The organism is Cohnella sp. 56 (genome assembly GCF_037963805.1).
Classification (GTDB): Bacteria; Bacillota; Bacilli; order Paenibacillales; family Paenibacillaceae; genus Cohnella.
This window is the reverse complement of record NZ_JAZDQE010000002.1, coordinates 103,861-121,028: the sequence shown is the minus strand read 5'-3', so window position 1 is coordinate 121,028 and position 17,168 is coordinate 103,861. Positions and strand designations below refer to the sequence as shown.

Genomic DNA, 17,168 nt, shown 5'->3' with positions numbered 1-17,168 from the left:
TGGCTTGAGGTGTATGCTTTGACTTATATTGTTTATGACCTGGAGATGACCGTGCGCCGCAAAAAAGGGCAGATCGCCGAGATTATCGAGATCGGTGCCGCCAAGGTCGGTCTGGTCGAAGGCGTGCCCGGCATTGTCGATACGTTTCAGGCGTTCGTCAAGCCGACCGTCGTGCCGCTGCTCTCTCCCGACACGACCGCCTTTACCGGCATTACGCAGGCGGACGTGGACGCGGCCGGCCGGCTGCCCGAGGCGCTGGGCGCTTTTGCAGGCTGGATCGGCCAGGACGAATATTACTTGTGCGCCTGGGGGCCGGACGACCTGAGGCAGCTGCTGCAGGAATGCCGGCAGATGCAGATCGATACGTCGTGGATGGTCAACCACAACAATCTGCAGAAGATGCTGTCCAAGGTGTTCAAGCTCGAGAAGCATCAGCAGATGGGGCTTAAGGCGGCGCTCGAGATGCTGGAGATTCCGTTCTCCGGGTCTCATCATCGGGCGCTCGACGATGCGCTCAATACGGCGCAGGTGCTCGTGAAGCTGTTCGACCGGCTCTCGTTCCGGCAAAACAAACCGGCGGAGGAGCCGCAGACCGAATCGGAGGTCGTCTACAAGACGGGACACTTCGAGAACCTGCCCTTCGCGGCGCTGTCAGGGCTGTTCCCTGCCGACAATGACGCCTGAAGCTTGTCCAGCCCCCTGCCCCCGGCAGGGGGTCGCTCGTAGTACGCGGACGGGTGCAGCCGATTGCCTGCGATCGGCAGGCGGATGCTGTAGCCGTTTGACGCTATAATGTGATAAAATTGTTTCTATTCGCACTTGCCCTACCATTGTCCTATGCTCGTCCCACACTTGCACTCATACGAAACGGGGGATTCCTACCATGGCTTCCAAAATGCGTTCCGACATGATCAAAAAAGGCTTCGACCGCGCGCCTCACCGCAGCCTGCTGCGCGCCGCCGGCGTCAAGGAAGAGGACTTCGGCAAACCGTTCATCGCCGTCTGCAACTCGTACCTCGACATCGTACCCGGACACGTTCACCTGCAGGAATTCGGCAAGATCGTCAAGGAAGCGATCCGCGAAGCGGGCGGCGTGCCGTTCGAATTCAACACGATCGGCGTCGACGACGGCATCGCGATGGGCCACATCGGCATGCGCTACTCGCTCGCCAGCCGCGAGATTATCGCCGACTCCGTCGAGACGATGGTCAATGCCCACTGGTTCGACGGCATGGTGTGCATCCCGAACTGCGACAAGATCACGCCCGGGATGATGATGGCCGCGCTGCGCGTCAACATCCCGACGCTGTTCGTCAGCGGCGGCCCGATGAAGGCCGGACGCACCAAGGACGGCCGCGCCATCTCGCTGACGTCCGTCTTCGAGGGCGTCGGCGCCTACATGACGGGCAAGATCGACGAGCAGAGCCTGACCGAGCTCGAGCAGTTCGGCTGTCCGACCTGCGGCTCCTGCTCCGGCATGTTCACGGCCAACTCCATGAACTGCCTGGCCGAAGTGCTCGGCCTCGCGCTGCCGGGCAACGGCACGATTCTGGCCGTCGCGCCGGAGCGCCGCGACTTCGTGAGGAAGTCCGCCGCCCAGCTGATGGAGCTCATCAAGAAGGACATCAAGCCGCGCGACATCGTCACGCTCGACTCGATCGACAATGCGTTCGCGCTCGACATGGCGATGGGCGGTTCGACCAACACCGTGCTCCATACGCTCGCACTGGCGCATGAAGCCGGCATCGAGTATCCGATCGAACGCATCAACGAAGTTGCCAAGCGCACGCCGTACCTGTCCAAGCTGGCGCCGGCCTCCGACCACCATATCGAGGACCTGCACAACGCCGGCGGCGTGAGCGCCATCATCAACGAGCTGTTCAAAAAGGAAGGCACGCTCAAAGGCGACGTCATGACGGTATCCGCCAAGACGCTGCGCGAGAACGTCGAAGGCGCCGAGATCACGGATCACGCCGTCATCCGTCCGATCGACGATCCGCACACCAAGGAAGGCGGCCTGTCCGTCATGTTCGGCAACCTGGCGCCCGGCGGCTCGATCATCAAGGTCGGCGCGGTGGACAAGTCCGTCGGCGGCTATCACCGCGGCCCGGCGATCTGCTTCGACTCGCAGGACGATGTGCTGCGCGGGCTGGCCGAGGGCAAGGTCAAGGAAGGCCATGTCGTCGTCATCCGCTATGAAGGACCGAAGGGCGGTCCAGGCATGCCCGAGATGCTCGCGCCGACGTCGCAGATCGTCGGCATGGGCCTCGGCACGAAGGTCGGCCTGATCACCGACGGCCGCTTCTCCGGCGCCTCCCGCGGCATCGCCATCGGCCATATCTCGCCCGAAGCGGCGGAGGGCGGTCCGATCGCGTTCGTCGAGGACGGTGATATGATCGAGCTGGACATGAACAACCGCACGATCACCCTCGAGGTGAGCGACGAGGAGCTGGATCGCCGCCGGGCGAACTGGCCGGGCTTCGAGCCCAAGATCAAGCGCGGCTACCTCGCGCGCTACTCCGCGATGGTGACCAACGCCAGCCGCGGCGGCGTCATGAAGATGTAAAGACCGGCATTCAGACCTCGGAGGACGAGGCGGGCGGATTTCCAGCCTGCTTCGTCTTTTTTTTGTGCGCGCCCTGCTCCGCCTTCGCACGGTTCGCGACGCGTCCCCGCCGCATTGAATATAGCATCATACTTCAAGGCGGTGGGGACATGCCGGCAATGAGCCGCAAGATCAGACTGCAGCGTCCTTGCAGGTTCGAGAGAACGGACAAGGCACAGGGGAAAAAGATCGGCTGGAAGTCCAGCAACTGGAGCGGCTACGCGCTGTCCGGCGCCAAAGGCGCCTACAGCCGCATCTCCGCAAATTGGACGGTGCCGCTGGTCAAGCCGTCCGCCAGCCCCACCTACTCGTCCGCATGGATCGGCATCGACGGCTTCAAGAACAGCAGCTTGATCCAGACGGGCACGGCCCACGACTACACGGGCGGCAAAGCCAGTTACTATGCATGGTGGGAAATACTGCCCGCAGAGGAGACCGTCATTCCGCATCCCGTCTTCCCGGGGGACCGGATGCGAGCCGTCATCGCCAAGCGCGGGCGCGGCAAATGGTCGATCATGCTGCGCAACCTGACGCGGGGCTGGGTGTTCAGGACGATCCAGTCGTACGACGGTCCGCAGACGTCCGCGGAGTGGATCGTCGAAGCGCCCCAGGTCGGCGGCACGATCGCACGCATGGCCCGCTTGACGCCGGTCATGTTCGGATGCTGCCGCGTCAACGGCCGCAATCCACGCCTCCGGCTCGCCCAGCGCGGCGTCATGGTGCAGGACGATGTGACGGTGTCCGTGCCGTCGCCGCCCAACCGCGCAGGGGATGCCTTCGTGGTGCGCAGCGTGAGGCGCAAGTCGTCGACGAGCTGAAGGCGTTGGCCGAGCCGGCAGCGCAAGCATGCGCGATCGGTCGGCGCCCCCGTGCGTCCCGATCCCGAGCATGCGAGGCTGATATGCGGGTCACAAAAGACGAATGCCTGCAATATTGCAACTTTTATGACTGCAAACCGAACCTTGTGCAATAAAAGATGCGAATGTGCAGGCTTCTCCCCTTTTTTGTTTACGAAAACAGGCTCGATAGCTAAATACATGCCGATACGCAGGCTTTTATTCGATTTCTCGCCAGAACGACTGAAAAGCCTGCACGCATGCAGGCTTTAACGGGCCGATAAGCGAACAACCGCCAGGGAAGATCGAAGATCGTCCCCGGCGGTTGTTCGCTTTGCTTGCTATTCGCATCCGGTCGCGCAATGGGATGCCGCGGCCCCCGCTTGCAGGGCTGCCTGCGTGACCGAGGCCATCGGCGCGGCGTTCGACACGATCAGCTCCTGCCCCCGAGCTGATCACCATCCGCCGTCTCATGCCCCTGTTCCCGGAAGCCGGCGGCTGCGCCCACGGCAGCCATGCCCTCTTGAATCTCGGCCCTCGAGGCCCGTTCCCTCGCCGGCGAATACGAGCCCGATTCCCACTCGGTCAGCTTCCGGCGCGGCATCACGAGCATGCGGGGCTCCATCCGTTCGCCATGCGACTTGACCCGGGTTCTGCCCTGCGGGTGGATGATCGCCGTGAGCATTCGAAGATAGTGATTCGTTAGCCAGGAGAACAGCCCCTTCTTCAAGGCGAACGTCTCGAATCCGAGTCCCTCCGATCCGCGGTTGATCATCGATATGCCGTAGAGCGCCTTCACCTCGTCCCCGTCCGGACGTGATCTGAGCTCCCGTGCGAGAGTCGGAAGCGCCTTTTTGACCAGCTGGATCACTCGGATCGCGACCTGCACCTCGGACTTGGAGCTCATGCCGATATCGAGCATCATCTTGTTCACGAAGTGCAGCTCCAGCACCCGGTCGCCCCGCCGCAGCCGCTGGCCGTCGCTCAGCGTCAGCTCGGGACCGCCGTACCGGATGATCCGGTAATGGAACGACTTGCCGTCGCCGACCGGGGAGAGACGGAACAGCCAGCCGAATACGTCCTCCCATAGCATCCAGGCGGCTACGATAACTCGCTTGACCGGTCCCTGCCTGACAGGCGGCTTCGAATGGCCGCGGGCGCCGGATACGGCGTCCGGCACAGCTCCGCCCGCTGCCAGCTCATCGCTGCGGGCTGCCGGCTTCGCTTGCTTGTTCATCCTGGTCAGCTCCATCATCTCCCCGATGCCGACGAAGCGCAATCCTTCACGTCCGCCGTCCGCGAGAATCCGGCCGACAGCCTCGATCGTATTGGCCGGCGCGTCGGGATCGGCCCCAAGCGTATCGCCGCAGTCGTGGAGCAGCAGCACGGCTCCGGGCTGGAGCTTGGTCCGGATTTTGGCGTACAGCCGCCCCGCGCCCACCTTTTGCTTCCAATCTCCGAACAGCGCGGTCCACAGCACGATCTGCGGCTTGCCCCGGCCGACGAAGTCGAACACGTTGACGATGCCCCACGGTGGACGGTAATACTTGGGTCGCACGCCCGTGATCCGCTCCACGATGTCGCCCGTCCGCACGACATGCCGCCTCACGCTGAGCGGCCCCATGACCCAATTGCTGCGGTGGACATAGTTGTGAATGCCGATATCGTGGCCTTCGTCGTGCATGCGCTTCACGATGTCCGGATGCTTCTCGGCATGTGCTCCGACAACAAAAAAAGTGGCGCGCGCGCCGTGTTCCTGGAGCAGGTCGAGCAGCCTGGGCGTGTACATCGGATGCGGACCGTCGTCGAATGTCAGCGCGATCTCGCGCTCGGCAACACCTTTGGAAAATACGCGGAAACCGAACATGCGGCTGATGAATCCCGGCAAAAACGCGTAAAATGTCAATAAGTAAAAGCCCCACCAAATGATAACGTCCATGCCGTACCCACCAACTTGCTTTCTGTTATAATTTTCGTCGCAGTTCAACTTCTATATATTTTAGCATAGGTACGGACAAAAATGACGCCGCGGCGCACATCTTTTTTGCTGATACAAGTATCTCCGGCTCCCGCTTCTTCGCGAGAATACGCCACCATATAGCCATCCCTGCGTACAATGAAGTAAAATGGAAAACGTCCCGCCGTTTTTCCTTCAACCTAAGCAAAGGGGAATACATATGCTCTCGCTGTACCAGAAATATTGGCGAACCGCCTTCGACATCGCCCTGATCGTGCTGACCGTCTGGCTTATCATGTTCTCGTTTAGTTATTTGTATAAGATTGCTACGCCGGTATTCCTTTCCTTCCTCGTCTTCCTGTGCATCGAGCCGCTCGCGCGCAGGCTGCACAAGCTCGGCATCCGCAAGGCGCTCGCCTCCGGCATCAGCGTGCTGCTGTTCACGGCCATCCTGCTCGCGGCGCTGGCGGGCATCGGCTTCATGTTCTATCATCAAACGTCCGAGCTGGTCAAAAAGCTCCCCGATTACCAGGTTCAGGTCGAGGCGCAAATTCGGGCCATAACGGCCGAAGTGCAGCAGCGCTCCGACAGTCTTCCGGACGGCGTGGCCGACAAGCTGCAGAGCGCCGCCGAGAACATCGTCAAGTTCGGCACGAAGCTTGCGACGAACCTGTTCAACGGTACCGTCGGCTTCGTCAGCTCCTTTTCCTCGTTCGTTCTCAACTTCACGATCGCCATCATATTGGCTTATTTTCTGAGTGTAGAGATCGATATGTGGAAGCGGCTCGCAGGCGAGCGGTCCCCCAGGACGCTGAAGACCGCCTTTACGTTTCTCCGCGAAAATGTATTCAAGGGCATCGGCGCCTATCTCAAAGCCCAGATGAAGCTGATCAGCGTCACCTTTCTCGTCATCCTCGTCGCATTATTCGCGCTCCGGGTGAACAATGCGCTCACAATCGCGCTGCTGGCCGCTTTTTTCGATGTTCTGCCGCTGCTCGGCGTCAGCACGCTGTTCATCCCGTGGATTCTGTATTTGTTTATCGTGGGGCAGACGGGACTCGCGATCTGGCTGTCGGCGCTGCTGCTCGTCGTGACGCTGACCCGGCAATTCCTCGAGCCCCGCATTACCGGCCAGACCGTCGGCGTATCCGCCTTTACGATGCTCGCCTTCATGGTCATCTCGCTCTCCTTCTTCGGCGTCGCGGGCCTGATCCTCGCCCCGATCCTCATGATCCTGCTCAAGGCGCTGTACGATCAAGGCTACTTCCACAGATGGATTCGCTGGCCCAAGGAAGAGTTCAACGTCGCGCCGTTCATGCCCGCCGCTGCGGAGACGACGGTGCCGGGCGGTCCGACTCCGACTTCGACTCCGCCTCCTCCAACCGGCGAAGCGCGTCCATGATGTCGCCGAAGACGTCGGCGGCCGCGTTGCGGACGCCTGACGGACGATTCTCGAGCAGCACGGACACCGCATAGCGCGCCCGGCCCTCGGCCGGGCCGTAGCCCACGAACCATTGCTCGTTCATGCCAGGCCGCCCTGCGCCAAGCTCCGCCGTGCCGGACTTGCCCGCGAGCGGCCATTCGCGATGCCCGAGCGCCCGCTCCGCAGTACCGTCCGTCGCTACGGCGCGCATCGCCTCTCGCAGCGCTGCCGCCGTAGCCGGCTTGATGCTGCCGAACTCGGACGGCGCCGCGCGCGCCGGCAGGCTCGCCAGCAGTCCGCCGTCCGCGTAGCGCAGCTCGCTGACGAGCCGCGGCGACTGCACGCGGCCGCCGTGCAGCAGCGTCACGGCCAGATTGGCCGCCTGCAGCGGCGTCACGCGCACGTCGCGCTGGCCGATGCCCGTCCCGGTGCGTACACCCCCGTCCTCGCCCGCTGCGGCGGACGCGAATATCATCCCCCGCTCCTCCTCCTCCAGCAGGCGCAGCGGCTTGCCGTCGACGAACGAGTCGGTCTGCCAGCCGACCTGCCGTCCGAAGCCCAGCTTGTCCGCCGTCGCCGCCAATACGGCCGGATCCAGCCGCTCAGCGAGCGCCGCGAACACGACGTTGCACGACTCGGCGTACGCTTGCTTGACAGTCAGCACGCCGTGACCGCCGTGCAGCCAGCACTTCAGTCCGTATCTGCCGTACATCCCCGTGCAGCGGAACAATTCGTCCAGCGTCGTGACGCCGCTCTCCAGCGCGGCCGCCAGCGTCACCGTCTTGAATACGGAGCCGGGCGGCACGGCGATGAGCGCGTGATTGCGCGCGTCGGTGCCTCCCGCGCCGATGCTGCCCGGGTCGAATGCGGGCAGGGATACCATGCCCAGTACGCCGGCATCGTTCGCGTCGAGCACGACGACGGCCCCCTCCTTGATGCCGTGCATTGTCAGCACCGCCTCGACCGCGAGCTGCACCCGCATATCGAGCGTCGTCTTCACCCGCAGCGGATAGTGGGGATTGACCGGTCCCGAGATTCGGATGCCCTTGCCCGCCAGCGGCCGTCTGGCGCCGTCCGTCGCCTGGATGGCGGACGTGCTCCCGATGCCGCGAATCAGCCGGTCCAGCGACAGCTCCAGACCCGCCTCTCCGGTCCGCTCCGTCGCCCGCGCCTTGCCAGTTGCCAGCTCCTTGCCGTACAGCCGCGCCATCCGGTCGGGATCCTCCGCCACATAGCCGATGACATGCGGCGCCATGCCGCCCGTGAGCCCCGCATAGCGTTCGACATACGATACGGCCGCGACGCCCGTGAGCCCGAGCTGCGCGATCCGCGCGGCCTGCGCCTCGGTCAGGGCGACCGCACGGCCGCGCCCTCCGGCCCGCCACACCATGGGCTCCCGCAGCCCGTCCAGCCATGCGCCTACGGTATCCGGCTTCGCGCCGAGCACCTCCGCCAGCGCCTTCAGCCGGTCAGGCGTGCCTCTGGGCATGCCGCCTGTCGGATAGGCCGCCAGCGCCTTGATCGTCTTGCCCGTCAGCGGACGGCCTTCCCGATCCTCGAACTGTCCTCGTCCGCTGTCCAGCACGAGCGGGTCCGATTGCTGCAGATAAGCCTGGCGGGCAAGGCCGGCGGCAGCGTCCGACGACCGTCCGCCGCCTCCCAGCTGCACCCAGGCGAGTCTGGCTTCCGCGACGCCGAACGAAGCGGCGAGGACCAGCATGATTTTGGACAGCCGAGACGGGATAAGGCTTTGCATGGCAATCCCTCTTTTCGTTAGCTCTATGAATAATCATCCTTGCAATGTCCTGATGTTCCCATTGTTGCCCGTCCCTGCGCGCATTATAAACATCCGACTTGCCGGAATAAACGTGCCGCTCCCAAGTGACTTAAGGTATAATTACAGCTATTGTACAAAATGAATGCCTATATAGAAGGAGTCCGAAATGGAAAGACAAACCAACCGCAGCTTCGTAACCGCCGGCCTGCTCGCCGCGCTGTTCATCGGCGCGCTGGATTCGACGGTTGTGACGACCGCGACGACGAGCATTGCGACCGATCTGCAGGGCTTCGGGCAGATCAGCTGGATTTTCTCGATCTATACGCTGACGACCTGCGTGACCACGCCGATCTTCGGCAAGCTGGCCGACCTGTTCGGACGCAAGACCGTGTTCATCGTCGGACTGGGGCTATTTCTGGCCGGTTCGGTGCTCTGCGGCGCAGCGGGCAGCATGAGCGGCCTGATCTGGTTCCGGGCGATCCAGGGCATCGGCGCGGGCGCGCTGACGCCGGTCACGTTCACGATTATCGGAGATTTGTACAAAGGAGAGCAGCGCGGCAAAATCCAGGCCGTGCTCTCTTCCGTCTGGTCCGTCGCGGGCCTTGTCGGTCCGTTCGTCGGCGGCTATTTTGTGGACGCCATCTCCTGGCGCTGGATTTTTTTCATGAACGTACCGGTGAGCGTCCTCTCGTTTCTGCTCGTGGTGCCGTATCTGCACGAGCGGTTCCTCAGGGCGAACAAACGCATCGATTACGGCGGTGCACTCGCCTTCACGCTCAGCGTATCGAGCCTGCTGTTCGCCCTGCTGACCGGCGGCAACGAATACGGCTGGGATTCGCCGCTGATCGCCGGATTGTTCATTGTGTTCGCCGCAGGCCTCCTGCTGTTTATTCGCATCGAGCGCCGCGCGCCCGAGCCGATGCTGCCGCTGTCGCTGCTGCAGGACCGCAGGCTGTCCATCCCTTATGCGATGGCTTTTCTGGGCTTCGGCATGGTGGCGGGCGTCACCATCTATATCCCGTTCTGGATTCAGAATGTACTCGGCTTCAGTGCCACGACTTCGGGACTGATGCTCATGCCGATGTCGCTGTTCTGGCCGGTCGCCTCCAATCTGTCCGGAAGATTCATGTATCGTCTCGGCGCCAAACGCTTCATGACCGCCGGTGCCGTGCTCGTGCTCATCGCCGCAGGCTGGCTGCTCACGCTGGATGCCTCCGATTCCTACTTGCAGATCATCGGCGCGCTCAGCATATTCGGCCTCGGCATGGGCAGCATCACGACGCCCGCGATCGTCATGATTCAGGGCGCTGCCGACCATGCACACCGGGGCGTGGCGACGTCTACGAATTCGCTGCTTGGCGCGCTCGGCCAGACTGTGGCCGCCGCCTTCTTCGGGATGCTGTTCAACCATGTCGTCCGCGGTCAGTCCGCCTCCGGCAGCGCGGGCACGTTCGCGGATGGCATGCACCTTATTTTCATCGGGATTGCATGCGTCTCTCTCGTTCACCTGCTCATAACGACGCTGCTGCCTTCCGCTTCCTCGGACGGCGTTCAACGGCAGCGGCTCTAGCCTTGGCAGCTTCGCTTCGCTATAATAAACGATAACGATTATCATGCTGCTGCGAAAAGAGGGAACGCATGGCCTATCTGCTGGCCGGCATGACGCTGGTATGCATCGTGCTCGGGGCGATGTGCGTATTCATGGGTATGGAGCACCGCCGGTACACGCGCGAGCTGCATCGGCGCTGGAATGCCGTCCCCCACGCAACAAAAGAGCTGTCCTCGCGGTAGACTGAACCGCGCCGGACAGCTCTTTTCTTTTTTTAGAGGCTCGTTATTCAGCCGAAGCTCCCTCGCGAAGCAGGCGCAGACCGTTCAAAATGACGAGAATCGTGCTGCCCTCGTGACCGACCACGCCAAGCGGCAGCGCGAGGCCGGCCGCGAAGTTCGCCGCGATCAGCAGCAGGATGACGCCGAGGGCGAACCCTATATTCTGCTTCGCGACATTTGTCGTCCGGCGGCCCAGACGGACGGCATCCGCGATATGCCCGAGATCGTCCCGCAGCAGCACGACGTTCGCCGTCTCCAGCGCCGTATCGCTGCCGCCCGCGCCCATCGCGATGCCTACCGCGGACGCGGCCAGCGCCGGGGCGTCGTTGACGCCGTCGCCGACCATCGCGACCGTGCCGTGCGACGCACGCAGCGCCGCGACCAGATCCGCCTTGTCCGCCGGCAGCAGCCCGGCGAATACTAGCTCCGGCGCGATCCCCGCTTCCCGCGCGATCGCCATCGCCGTCGTACGCCGGTCGCCGGTCAGCATCGCCGCCTTCACGCCCATCTCCCGCAGCCGGGCCACGGCACGCCGCGCTTCCGGCCGCACCGTGTCTCTCAGCGCGATGAGGCCGGCGATTCCCCGGTCGTCCGACAGCAGGACAACCGTCTTGCCCTCGGCCTCCAGCCGCGCGATCGTCTCCCCCATATGCGGCGGCTGTGCGACCGCTGCACCCGACATATCCGGCTTGCCGATTCGCCAGTCGCCTCCGTCCACCCTGGCCCGGACGCCGATGCCGGTCTCGGAGTAAAAGTCAGACGCAGCCGGCAGCACAATGCCTTGCGATGCCGCATATCTAACGATCGCCTGTGCAAGCGGGTGCTCCGAATAACGCTCCAGCGCGCCGGCGATCCCGACCAGCTCGCGCTCGCTTGTGCCGTCCGCCGCTACGACATCGGTCACATCCGGACGCCCCGTCGTCAGCGTGCCCGTCTTGTCGAAGGCGACGATCCGGACGGCGCCGAGCGCTTCGAGATGGACGCCGCCTTTGAACAGAATGCCCCGGCGCGCACCCGCGGAGATCGCGGACAGCATCGCAGGCATGATCGAAGCGACGAGGGCGCACGGCGAAGCGACGACGAGAAATACCATCGCCTGATATAGCGCCGCGTCCCACGACCTGCCCAGCAGCAGCGGCGGCAGCACGATGAGCAGCGCGGACAGCGCGAGCACCGCACCCGCATAGAAGCGCTCGAACCTTTCCATGAACCGCTGCGAAGCGGGCTTCTCCGCTTCCGCCTCCTGGACCAGCTTGACAATTTTGGCGAACAAGGTCGACTCGCCGGGGCGGGTTACCGCGACGAACAGCGCGCCCTGACCGTTGATGGTGCCCGCGTACACTTCATCGCCGGGCTTTTTGTCCGCCGGCATCGATTCGCCCGTGATGGCCGCTTCGTTGACGAACGACAAGCCCTCTCTCACGATGCCGTCGGCCGGTATCCGGCTGCCCGGCTTGACGAGTACCAGGTCCCCGACAGACAGCGCGTCCGCCGGCATCTCGATCTCCGAGCCGTTCTCCCAGCGCAGCGCCGTCTCGGGCTTCATCCTCAGCAGCGCGCCGAGCTCACGGCGGCTGCGGTCCGTCGTATACGACTCCAGCGCGCCGCTCAGCGCGAAGATAAAGATGAGCACCGCGCCTTCCTTCCAATAGCCGATGCCGGCAGCGCCCGCCGCAGCCGCAACCATGAGGAGGTTGACGTCGAGCTCGCGCGCCATGAGTGACTTGAGCCCCTCCGCCGCCTTGCGCAGCCCCCCGATCAGGCAGGTGCCGAGATAGAGCGCGACGGTCCAAGGCGACGAACCGGCACCCGCTTCGAGCGACCAGGCGGCGGCGAGCAGCAGACCGCAGGCGAGTATGGCAACCCCTTCACCGTGCGTCCTTGCATAGTCCCGTGCGGTTTGCAGCAGATTGTCGTAAGCCCGCGTCCTGTCTGCCGACCTTTCCAACCGTGTCTCCGAGCCGTTCATGGCGGATCACCCCTTGCTTATGTTGAGAATGAGAGACATTATTAACGTCCCTAAAATGCCGAATGCCGCCCCCGCGAAGCGGGAGCAGCATCCGATTAAAATAGTATAGTTTAGAATTATTATAATCTATCCTGACCGAAATGTGAATCCGTCAACCGAAGATAAAGCCCGTTTACTAAATTCTGAATTGCGACAACGACTCGCGAAGCTGCTGCGACACGGCTTCCAGCCTGTTCGACAGCTGCACGAGACCGTCGCTGATGCCGAGCTGTTCGTTGCTGAGCGACGCCACCTCTTCACTCGTTGCGGAAGCCTGCTGCGCGACTGCGCTGACATTGGTCATCGTCATCGTGAGCGTCTCCTGCGCCTGCTCAAGCTGGGACACGGACGCCGTGGCCGCCTGCAGCCGATCGTTGAAATCTCCCATATGCGACTGCACGTTCTCGAAAATGACGTTCGCATCGCGCACGGCCTCGATCTGTTCCTTGAACATCGGGTAGGCGTCCGACAGCACGGATACCGTCTCGTCGATCTCATGGCCGATGCGGTCTACAATCTCGCCGACGACCCCGATCGATTGGCGCGACTGATCCGCGAGCTTGCGGATCTCGTCTGCGACGACCATGAAGCCTTTGCCCGCATTGCCTGCCCGGGCCGCCTCGATCGTCGCGTTGAGCGACAAGATGTTGGTCTGCTTCGTCACGTTGCCGAGAAGATCGAGAATTTTGGTGATCGAGCCCGTGCTTTCTTTGAGCTTGTCGACCTTGTCCACCATCGAGCGCGTCAGCTCTTCGGTATGACCCGTCTTCTCGATCAGACCGGCCATATACTGCGTGCCCTTGCGGCCGGCTTCTTCGACCTCGTACGCGGACTTGCCCATCTCCGCGTTGGAGTCGATGACCGACAGCACCTTGTCTCCGATCTGCCCGGTCATCTCGCTGCCGCGTTCGGATTCGACGGCCAGATTGGTCGCGCCGGTCGCGATCTCCTCGGTCGCCACGGCGATCTCCTTGGCGGCCGTCGCGGTCTTGGTCGATGCGACGGTGAGCGAGCTGGCGGTCTCGAGCACCTCGAGCGCGGACTGATTGGTCTGGCGGACGAGCTCCGTGATTCTGACCATCATCCGGTTGAAGCTGTCCGATACCTGGCCGATCTCGTCCCGCTTGCGAATCGAGCTGCGAACCGTCAGATTGCCCTGCTCGCCTTCGTTCATCAGATGGCGCAGCTGGCCGAGCGGCTTGCCGACGGTCATCATGATGAACAAGCCGATGAGCGCGGCGATCAGCGCGGACAGACCGCACATGAGGAAGGTCAGGTTGCGGATCGACTTGGCATCCTCAACGAGCGAGTATGTCGGGATGTTCCCGACGACGGACCAGCCGCTGTTGCCCCCCGCCTTGGCGGCGACGGACAGCATCTGGTGTCCGTTGGACTTGAACTTCAGCTCGCCGTTCTCCGGCACGTCCTGACCGTACGGCTTGCCGAGCAGGCTCGTATCGGCCGCATATACGACGGTGCCGTCCGGCGCCACGATATAGGTCGAGCTGTCTTTACCGAAGCTGACGTTCGCTAGCATATCCTGCAGCGCCTTCAGGCTCAACTCGATGACCAGCAGGTAAGGCTTTGCAGAGTTTACGTTCATCAGCGCCCGGCCGATCGCGATTGTCGGTCCCGTCTGCTTGCCGCTGATGCCGGCGGGCATCGTCGGCACCCATACGACCTTGCCCGCGGCTTGCTTCATCGACTCGATGAACGCCGGTGCGTTTTCCTTCATATTGATCATGCCGCCCGAGTTGGAGGCGCCGATGACGTCCTTCTCCGGGTCCGTGGGCAGCAGGTAGATGCCGCTGATCGAGCTGTCCGAGATCATGACGTTGGATAGCTTCGTATTGATCGTCCGTTGATTGTCGAAGCGCTCGAAGTCGTCCGTGGACGTGACCGCCGTGCCCAACTGGGCGATAAATTCCGAATCGGAGAGAAACTCCATCGTCTTGCGTTCGTAGCCGGTCAGCAGCAGGTCCATGCGACCCGATACCTGCTTGGCCGTTTCCATGCTCGACTCCGATACTTTACTCTCGATGACTGACCTGGACTTGGAATAGGAAAAAAGGCCGAGAGACACGACGCAAAGCAGGATACCGCAGAATACAAGGATAAACAGCTTTACGCCGACCGATCGGATCGGACTCTCCAGCTTTGTATCTTTCAGTTGGCGCCCGAACTTTTTCGCATAGCCCCCCAGCGCATCGGCACCTTGCTTCCACTCCACCGACTTGACACGATCGCGCCAATTTTGCTTCATCTGACACACCCTCCGAGACTTATTGAGTAACCCTGTGATGCGCTGCTGCGGCAGGTCAATAAAAAAGCTTGCCGAATCCCGATAGCGCCATTGAATCGCCCGGTCCTGCTTAGGCAATCCGCACTATAGGTGTAAATTCGACAAGCGGTTTAAATTTCCTGTTAAAACGCTTTCCCGGCTCAAATATTTATTTTTTGTCGTAACTTAGGAGGTCCCGATCCGCTTGCGCATCATATCGAGCGGCGCTACAGGCTCGGCCGTCCGGATGCGAAGCAGCTGAAGCGGATGCCGCGCCACGTCGACGGAAGCGCCGTCCATGTCCGCAAGCGGTCCTGCGACCTGCCTGAAGCTGCGGCCGCCCGGACCGATGAACTCGATCTCCGTACCCGGTCGGAACGGACTGCGCTGCTCGACGACGGCAATGCCGGTCGCGGGATCATAGTCCCGCACGATCGCGGCGAAGTCATAGGGCGCGGGCTTCTCCTCCGGTTCATAGATATGCTCCGACGCGCCGGGCGTGCTGTAGAAAAACCCGGTGTTGAGCGGCCGGTTCGCCGCCTTGCCGATCTCTTCCTCCCATTCGGGCCGAAGCGCATACCCCTCAGGATCCGCCATGTAGGCGTCGATCGCCTGACGATAGGCGCTCACGACCGAAGCGACATAATGGATGCTCTTCATCCGCCCTTCGATCTTGAAGCTGTCCACACCCGCTTCGATCAGATCGGGGATATGTCTGATCATGCACAGGTCCTTGCTGCCCATCGTGAACATATGATCTCCCGGATCGGACGCCGGCACATGCTCCTGGTGCAGATCGTACTTCCACCTGCACGACTGGCAGCAGCCGCCGCGGTTGGAATCCCGGTCCGTGAAGTGGTTGGACAGCACGCAGCGGCCCGATACCGACGAGCACATGGCGCCGTGGATGAATACCTCGAGCTCCAGGTCGACGCGATCCTTGATCTCGCGGATCTCCTCCATCGACGTCTCGCGGGCGAGCACGACACGGGGCAGCCCGACTTCCTTCCAGAACTTCACGGCCTGCCAGTTCATCGTGGACTGCTGCGTGCTCAGATGCACCTCGAGCCCGGGCGCATGCGTCATCGCCGTCTCGACGATGGCGGGATCGGCCGTGATGATGGCCGCGATGCCCGCGGACTCCAGCTGCTTCAAGTAGTCGGCGATGCCGGGGAGGTCCTCCTGATGGGCGTAAATGTTGGTTGCGACAAAAACTTTGGCCCCGTAGCGGGCGGCGAACTCGACACCCTCGCGCATCTCCTCGAAGCTGAAGTTGTCGGCATTGGACCGCAATCCGTAGCTCTGACCGCCGATGTAGACGGCGTCGGCGCCGTAGTGGACGGCGAACTTCAGCTTTTCGAGATTGCCTGCAGGCGCCAATAGCTCCGGCCGGTCGAGCCGATACCGGCGTCTCTGCCCGGCGTCGGTCCCGGCGGCATGGACGGCAGTGCCGTTCATAGTCTGCACCTCCATTAATAGACTTGCTCCTTGTACATGAATCCGAAGCTGAGCTCGCGGCCCGGGTCCTGCAGCTCCCGGATCGGATCGAGCCAGTCTTCTTCGAACGAAAAGTTGCCCGGATCGCGATGCCAGGCGTCTATCGCCTGACGGTAGCTGCGCAGCACGGCCACATTGTACGCCTCGGTCTTGAGCAGCGGCTCGATATACAGGCTGTCCACGCCCGCCTCCAGCAGCTCGGGCAGCGCCTCCAGCAGGCAGATGTCGTCCGCGCTCATCACATGCGTGCCGCTGTCGTCTTCGTACACCGGCAGGCGCTCGTCGGGCCGTTCCGACTCGATCAGGAAGCGGCCTTCGCTCGGACCGAGATCCATGAGGCTCGCCTCGCGTCCCAGATAATCCATATAGCTCTGCAGCAGATTGCGCTGCGAATAATAGATGTTGGTCATGCCGTGCACCTGAACCTGGACCTCGAAGCCGACGCTCCGCTTGAAGTCCGCGATCTCCTCGCCGTTCAGTTCCCGGGCGAGCACGGCCCGTGAAGCCCCCCGCTTGGCCCAGAAGGACGCGGAGGCCGAGTTCGTCCCCGTCATCTCCGCGTTCCAATGCAGCGCCATATCCGGCGCCGCTTCGCGGGCCGCCATCCAGACGGCCGGATCGCCGAATACGACGGCGTCCGCGCCGGCCTCGGCAACCGCCCGCAGATAGCCCGGCAGCGCCGGCAGTTCATGGTTGCGCAGCAGTCTGGCGGCGGCGATGTACGCCTTGGCGCCCAGCGCATGCGCGCAGGCGACGGCTTCGCCGAGCTCGGACTCCGCGATCGAGCCCGGCAGACGCGCCCCGAACCGGGCATCCCCGATGAGCACGGCGCTGGCGCCGGCTTCGATATAAGCTTTGATTTGCGAGATAGAGCCCGCCGCAATCAACAGCTCCGTCTTCATTTTTCCTCACCTCATCCAAACGTGAAGCCCGGCGCCGGCCGCGCCGGTGCGC

At 62.8% G+C, this 17,168-nt stretch carries 12 protein-coding genes; 6 read left to right on the top strand and 6 right to left on the bottom strand.

Features of this window, described 5'->3' with window-relative positions:
• The first annotated feature begins 18 nt into the window (after positions 1 to 18).
• The 3 genes from VQ071_RS03530 (at position 19) to VQ071_RS03520 (ending at position 3,423) form a co-directional block, all read left to right on the top strand.
• The gene (locus VQ071_RS03530; protein ID WP_340512480.1) at positions 19 to 684 is read left to right on the top strand and encodes a 3'-5' exonuclease; all 666 of its coding nucleotides are present in this window, start codon (positions 19 to 21) and stop codon (positions 682 to 684) included.
• A 211-nt stretch (positions 685 to 895) separates the two neighbouring features.
• The gene (ilvD, locus tag VQ071_RS03525) at positions 896 to 2,566 is read left to right on the top strand and encodes a dihydroxy-acid dehydratase (protein WP_277567611.1); all 1,671 of its coding nucleotides are present in this window, start codon (positions 896 to 898) and stop codon (positions 2,564 to 2,566) included.
• A 149-nt stretch (positions 2,567 to 2,715) separates the two neighbouring features.
• Complete coding sequence (locus VQ071_RS03520; RefSeq protein WP_340512479.1) at positions 2,716 to 3,423, top strand: G1 family glutamic endopeptidase; 708 nt, start codon at positions 2,716 to 2,718, stop codon at positions 3,421 to 3,423.
• 451 nt (positions 3,424 to 3,874) lie between these two features.
• On the opposite strand, the gene VQ071_RS03515 is transcribed toward VQ071_RS03520, so the two are convergent.
• Positions 3,875 to 5,380, bottom strand: coding sequence for a polysaccharide deacetylase family protein (locus VQ071_RS03515; protein WP_340512478.1), 1,506 nt, complete (start codon positions 5,378 to 5,380; stop codon positions 3,875 to 3,877).
• Positions 5,381 to 5,618: 238 nt separating this feature from the next.
• Here VQ071_RS03515 and VQ071_RS03510 point away from each other — a divergent pair, with 238 nt between their 5' ends.
• On the top strand, positions 5,619 to 6,800 hold the full coding sequence (locus VQ071_RS03510) for an AI-2E family transporter (protein WP_340512477.1): 1,182 nt from the start codon (positions 5,619 to 5,621) through the stop codon (positions 6,798 to 6,800).
• Here the strand turns inward: VQ071_RS03510 and VQ071_RS03505 are convergent.
• The gene (locus VQ071_RS03505; protein WP_340512476.1) at positions 6,712 to 8,577 is read right to left on the bottom strand and encodes a peptidoglycan D,D-transpeptidase FtsI family protein; all 1,866 of its coding nucleotides are present in this window, start codon (positions 8,575 to 8,577) and stop codon (positions 6,712 to 6,714) included. The genes VQ071_RS03510 and VQ071_RS03505 overlap by 89 nt on opposite strands.
• 187 nt (positions 8,578 to 8,764) lie before the next feature.
• On the opposite strand from VQ071_RS03505, the gene VQ071_RS03500 reads away from it, so the two are divergent.
• Both VQ071_RS03500 and VQ071_RS03495 read left to right on the top strand, forming a co-directional pair.
• Entirely contained in the window at positions 8,765 to 10,168 is a 1,404-nt protein-coding gene (locus VQ071_RS03500) for an MDR family MFS transporter (RefSeq protein ID WP_340512475.1), read from the top strand.
• 68 nt (positions 10,169 to 10,236) lie between these two features.
• The gene (locus VQ071_RS03495; RefSeq protein WP_340512474.1) at positions 10,237 to 10,389 is read left to right on the top strand and encodes a hypothetical protein; all 153 of its coding nucleotides are present in this window, start codon (positions 10,237 to 10,239) and stop codon (positions 10,387 to 10,389) included.
• Between the two features lie 43 nt (positions 10,390 to 10,432).
• Here the strand turns inward: VQ071_RS03495 and VQ071_RS03490 are convergent, their stop codons facing one another.
• The 4 genes from VQ071_RS03490 to VQ071_RS03475 all read right to left on the bottom strand — a co-directional run bounded on the left by VQ071_RS03490 (position 10,433) and on the right by VQ071_RS03475 (position 17,116).
• Positions 10,433 to 12,397 (bottom strand): heavy metal translocating P-type ATPase, encoded by a 1,965-nt coding sequence (locus tag VQ071_RS03490; RefSeq protein ID WP_340512473.1) that lies wholly within the window; start codon positions 12,395 to 12,397, stop codon positions 10,433 to 10,435.
• Positions 12,398 to 12,572: 175 nt separating this feature from the next.
• Positions 12,573 to 14,699, bottom strand: a complete 2,127-nt coding sequence (locus tag VQ071_RS03485) for a methyl-accepting chemotaxis protein (RefSeq protein ID WP_340512472.1) — start codon at positions 14,697 to 14,699, stop codon at positions 12,573 to 12,575.
• Between the two features lie 204 nt (positions 14,700 to 14,903).
• Positions 14,904 to 16,175, bottom strand: coding sequence for a peptidase U32 family protein (locus VQ071_RS03480; protein WP_340512908.1), 1,272 nt, complete (start codon positions 16,173 to 16,175; stop codon positions 14,904 to 14,906).
• Positions 16,176 to 16,189: 14 nt separating this feature from the next.
• Positions 16,190 to 17,116, bottom strand: a complete 927-nt coding sequence (locus VQ071_RS03475) for a peptidase U32 family protein (protein ID WP_340512471.1) — start codon at positions 17,114 to 17,116, stop codon at positions 16,190 to 16,192.
• Between the last annotated feature and the right edge of the window lie 52 nt (positions 17,117 to 17,168).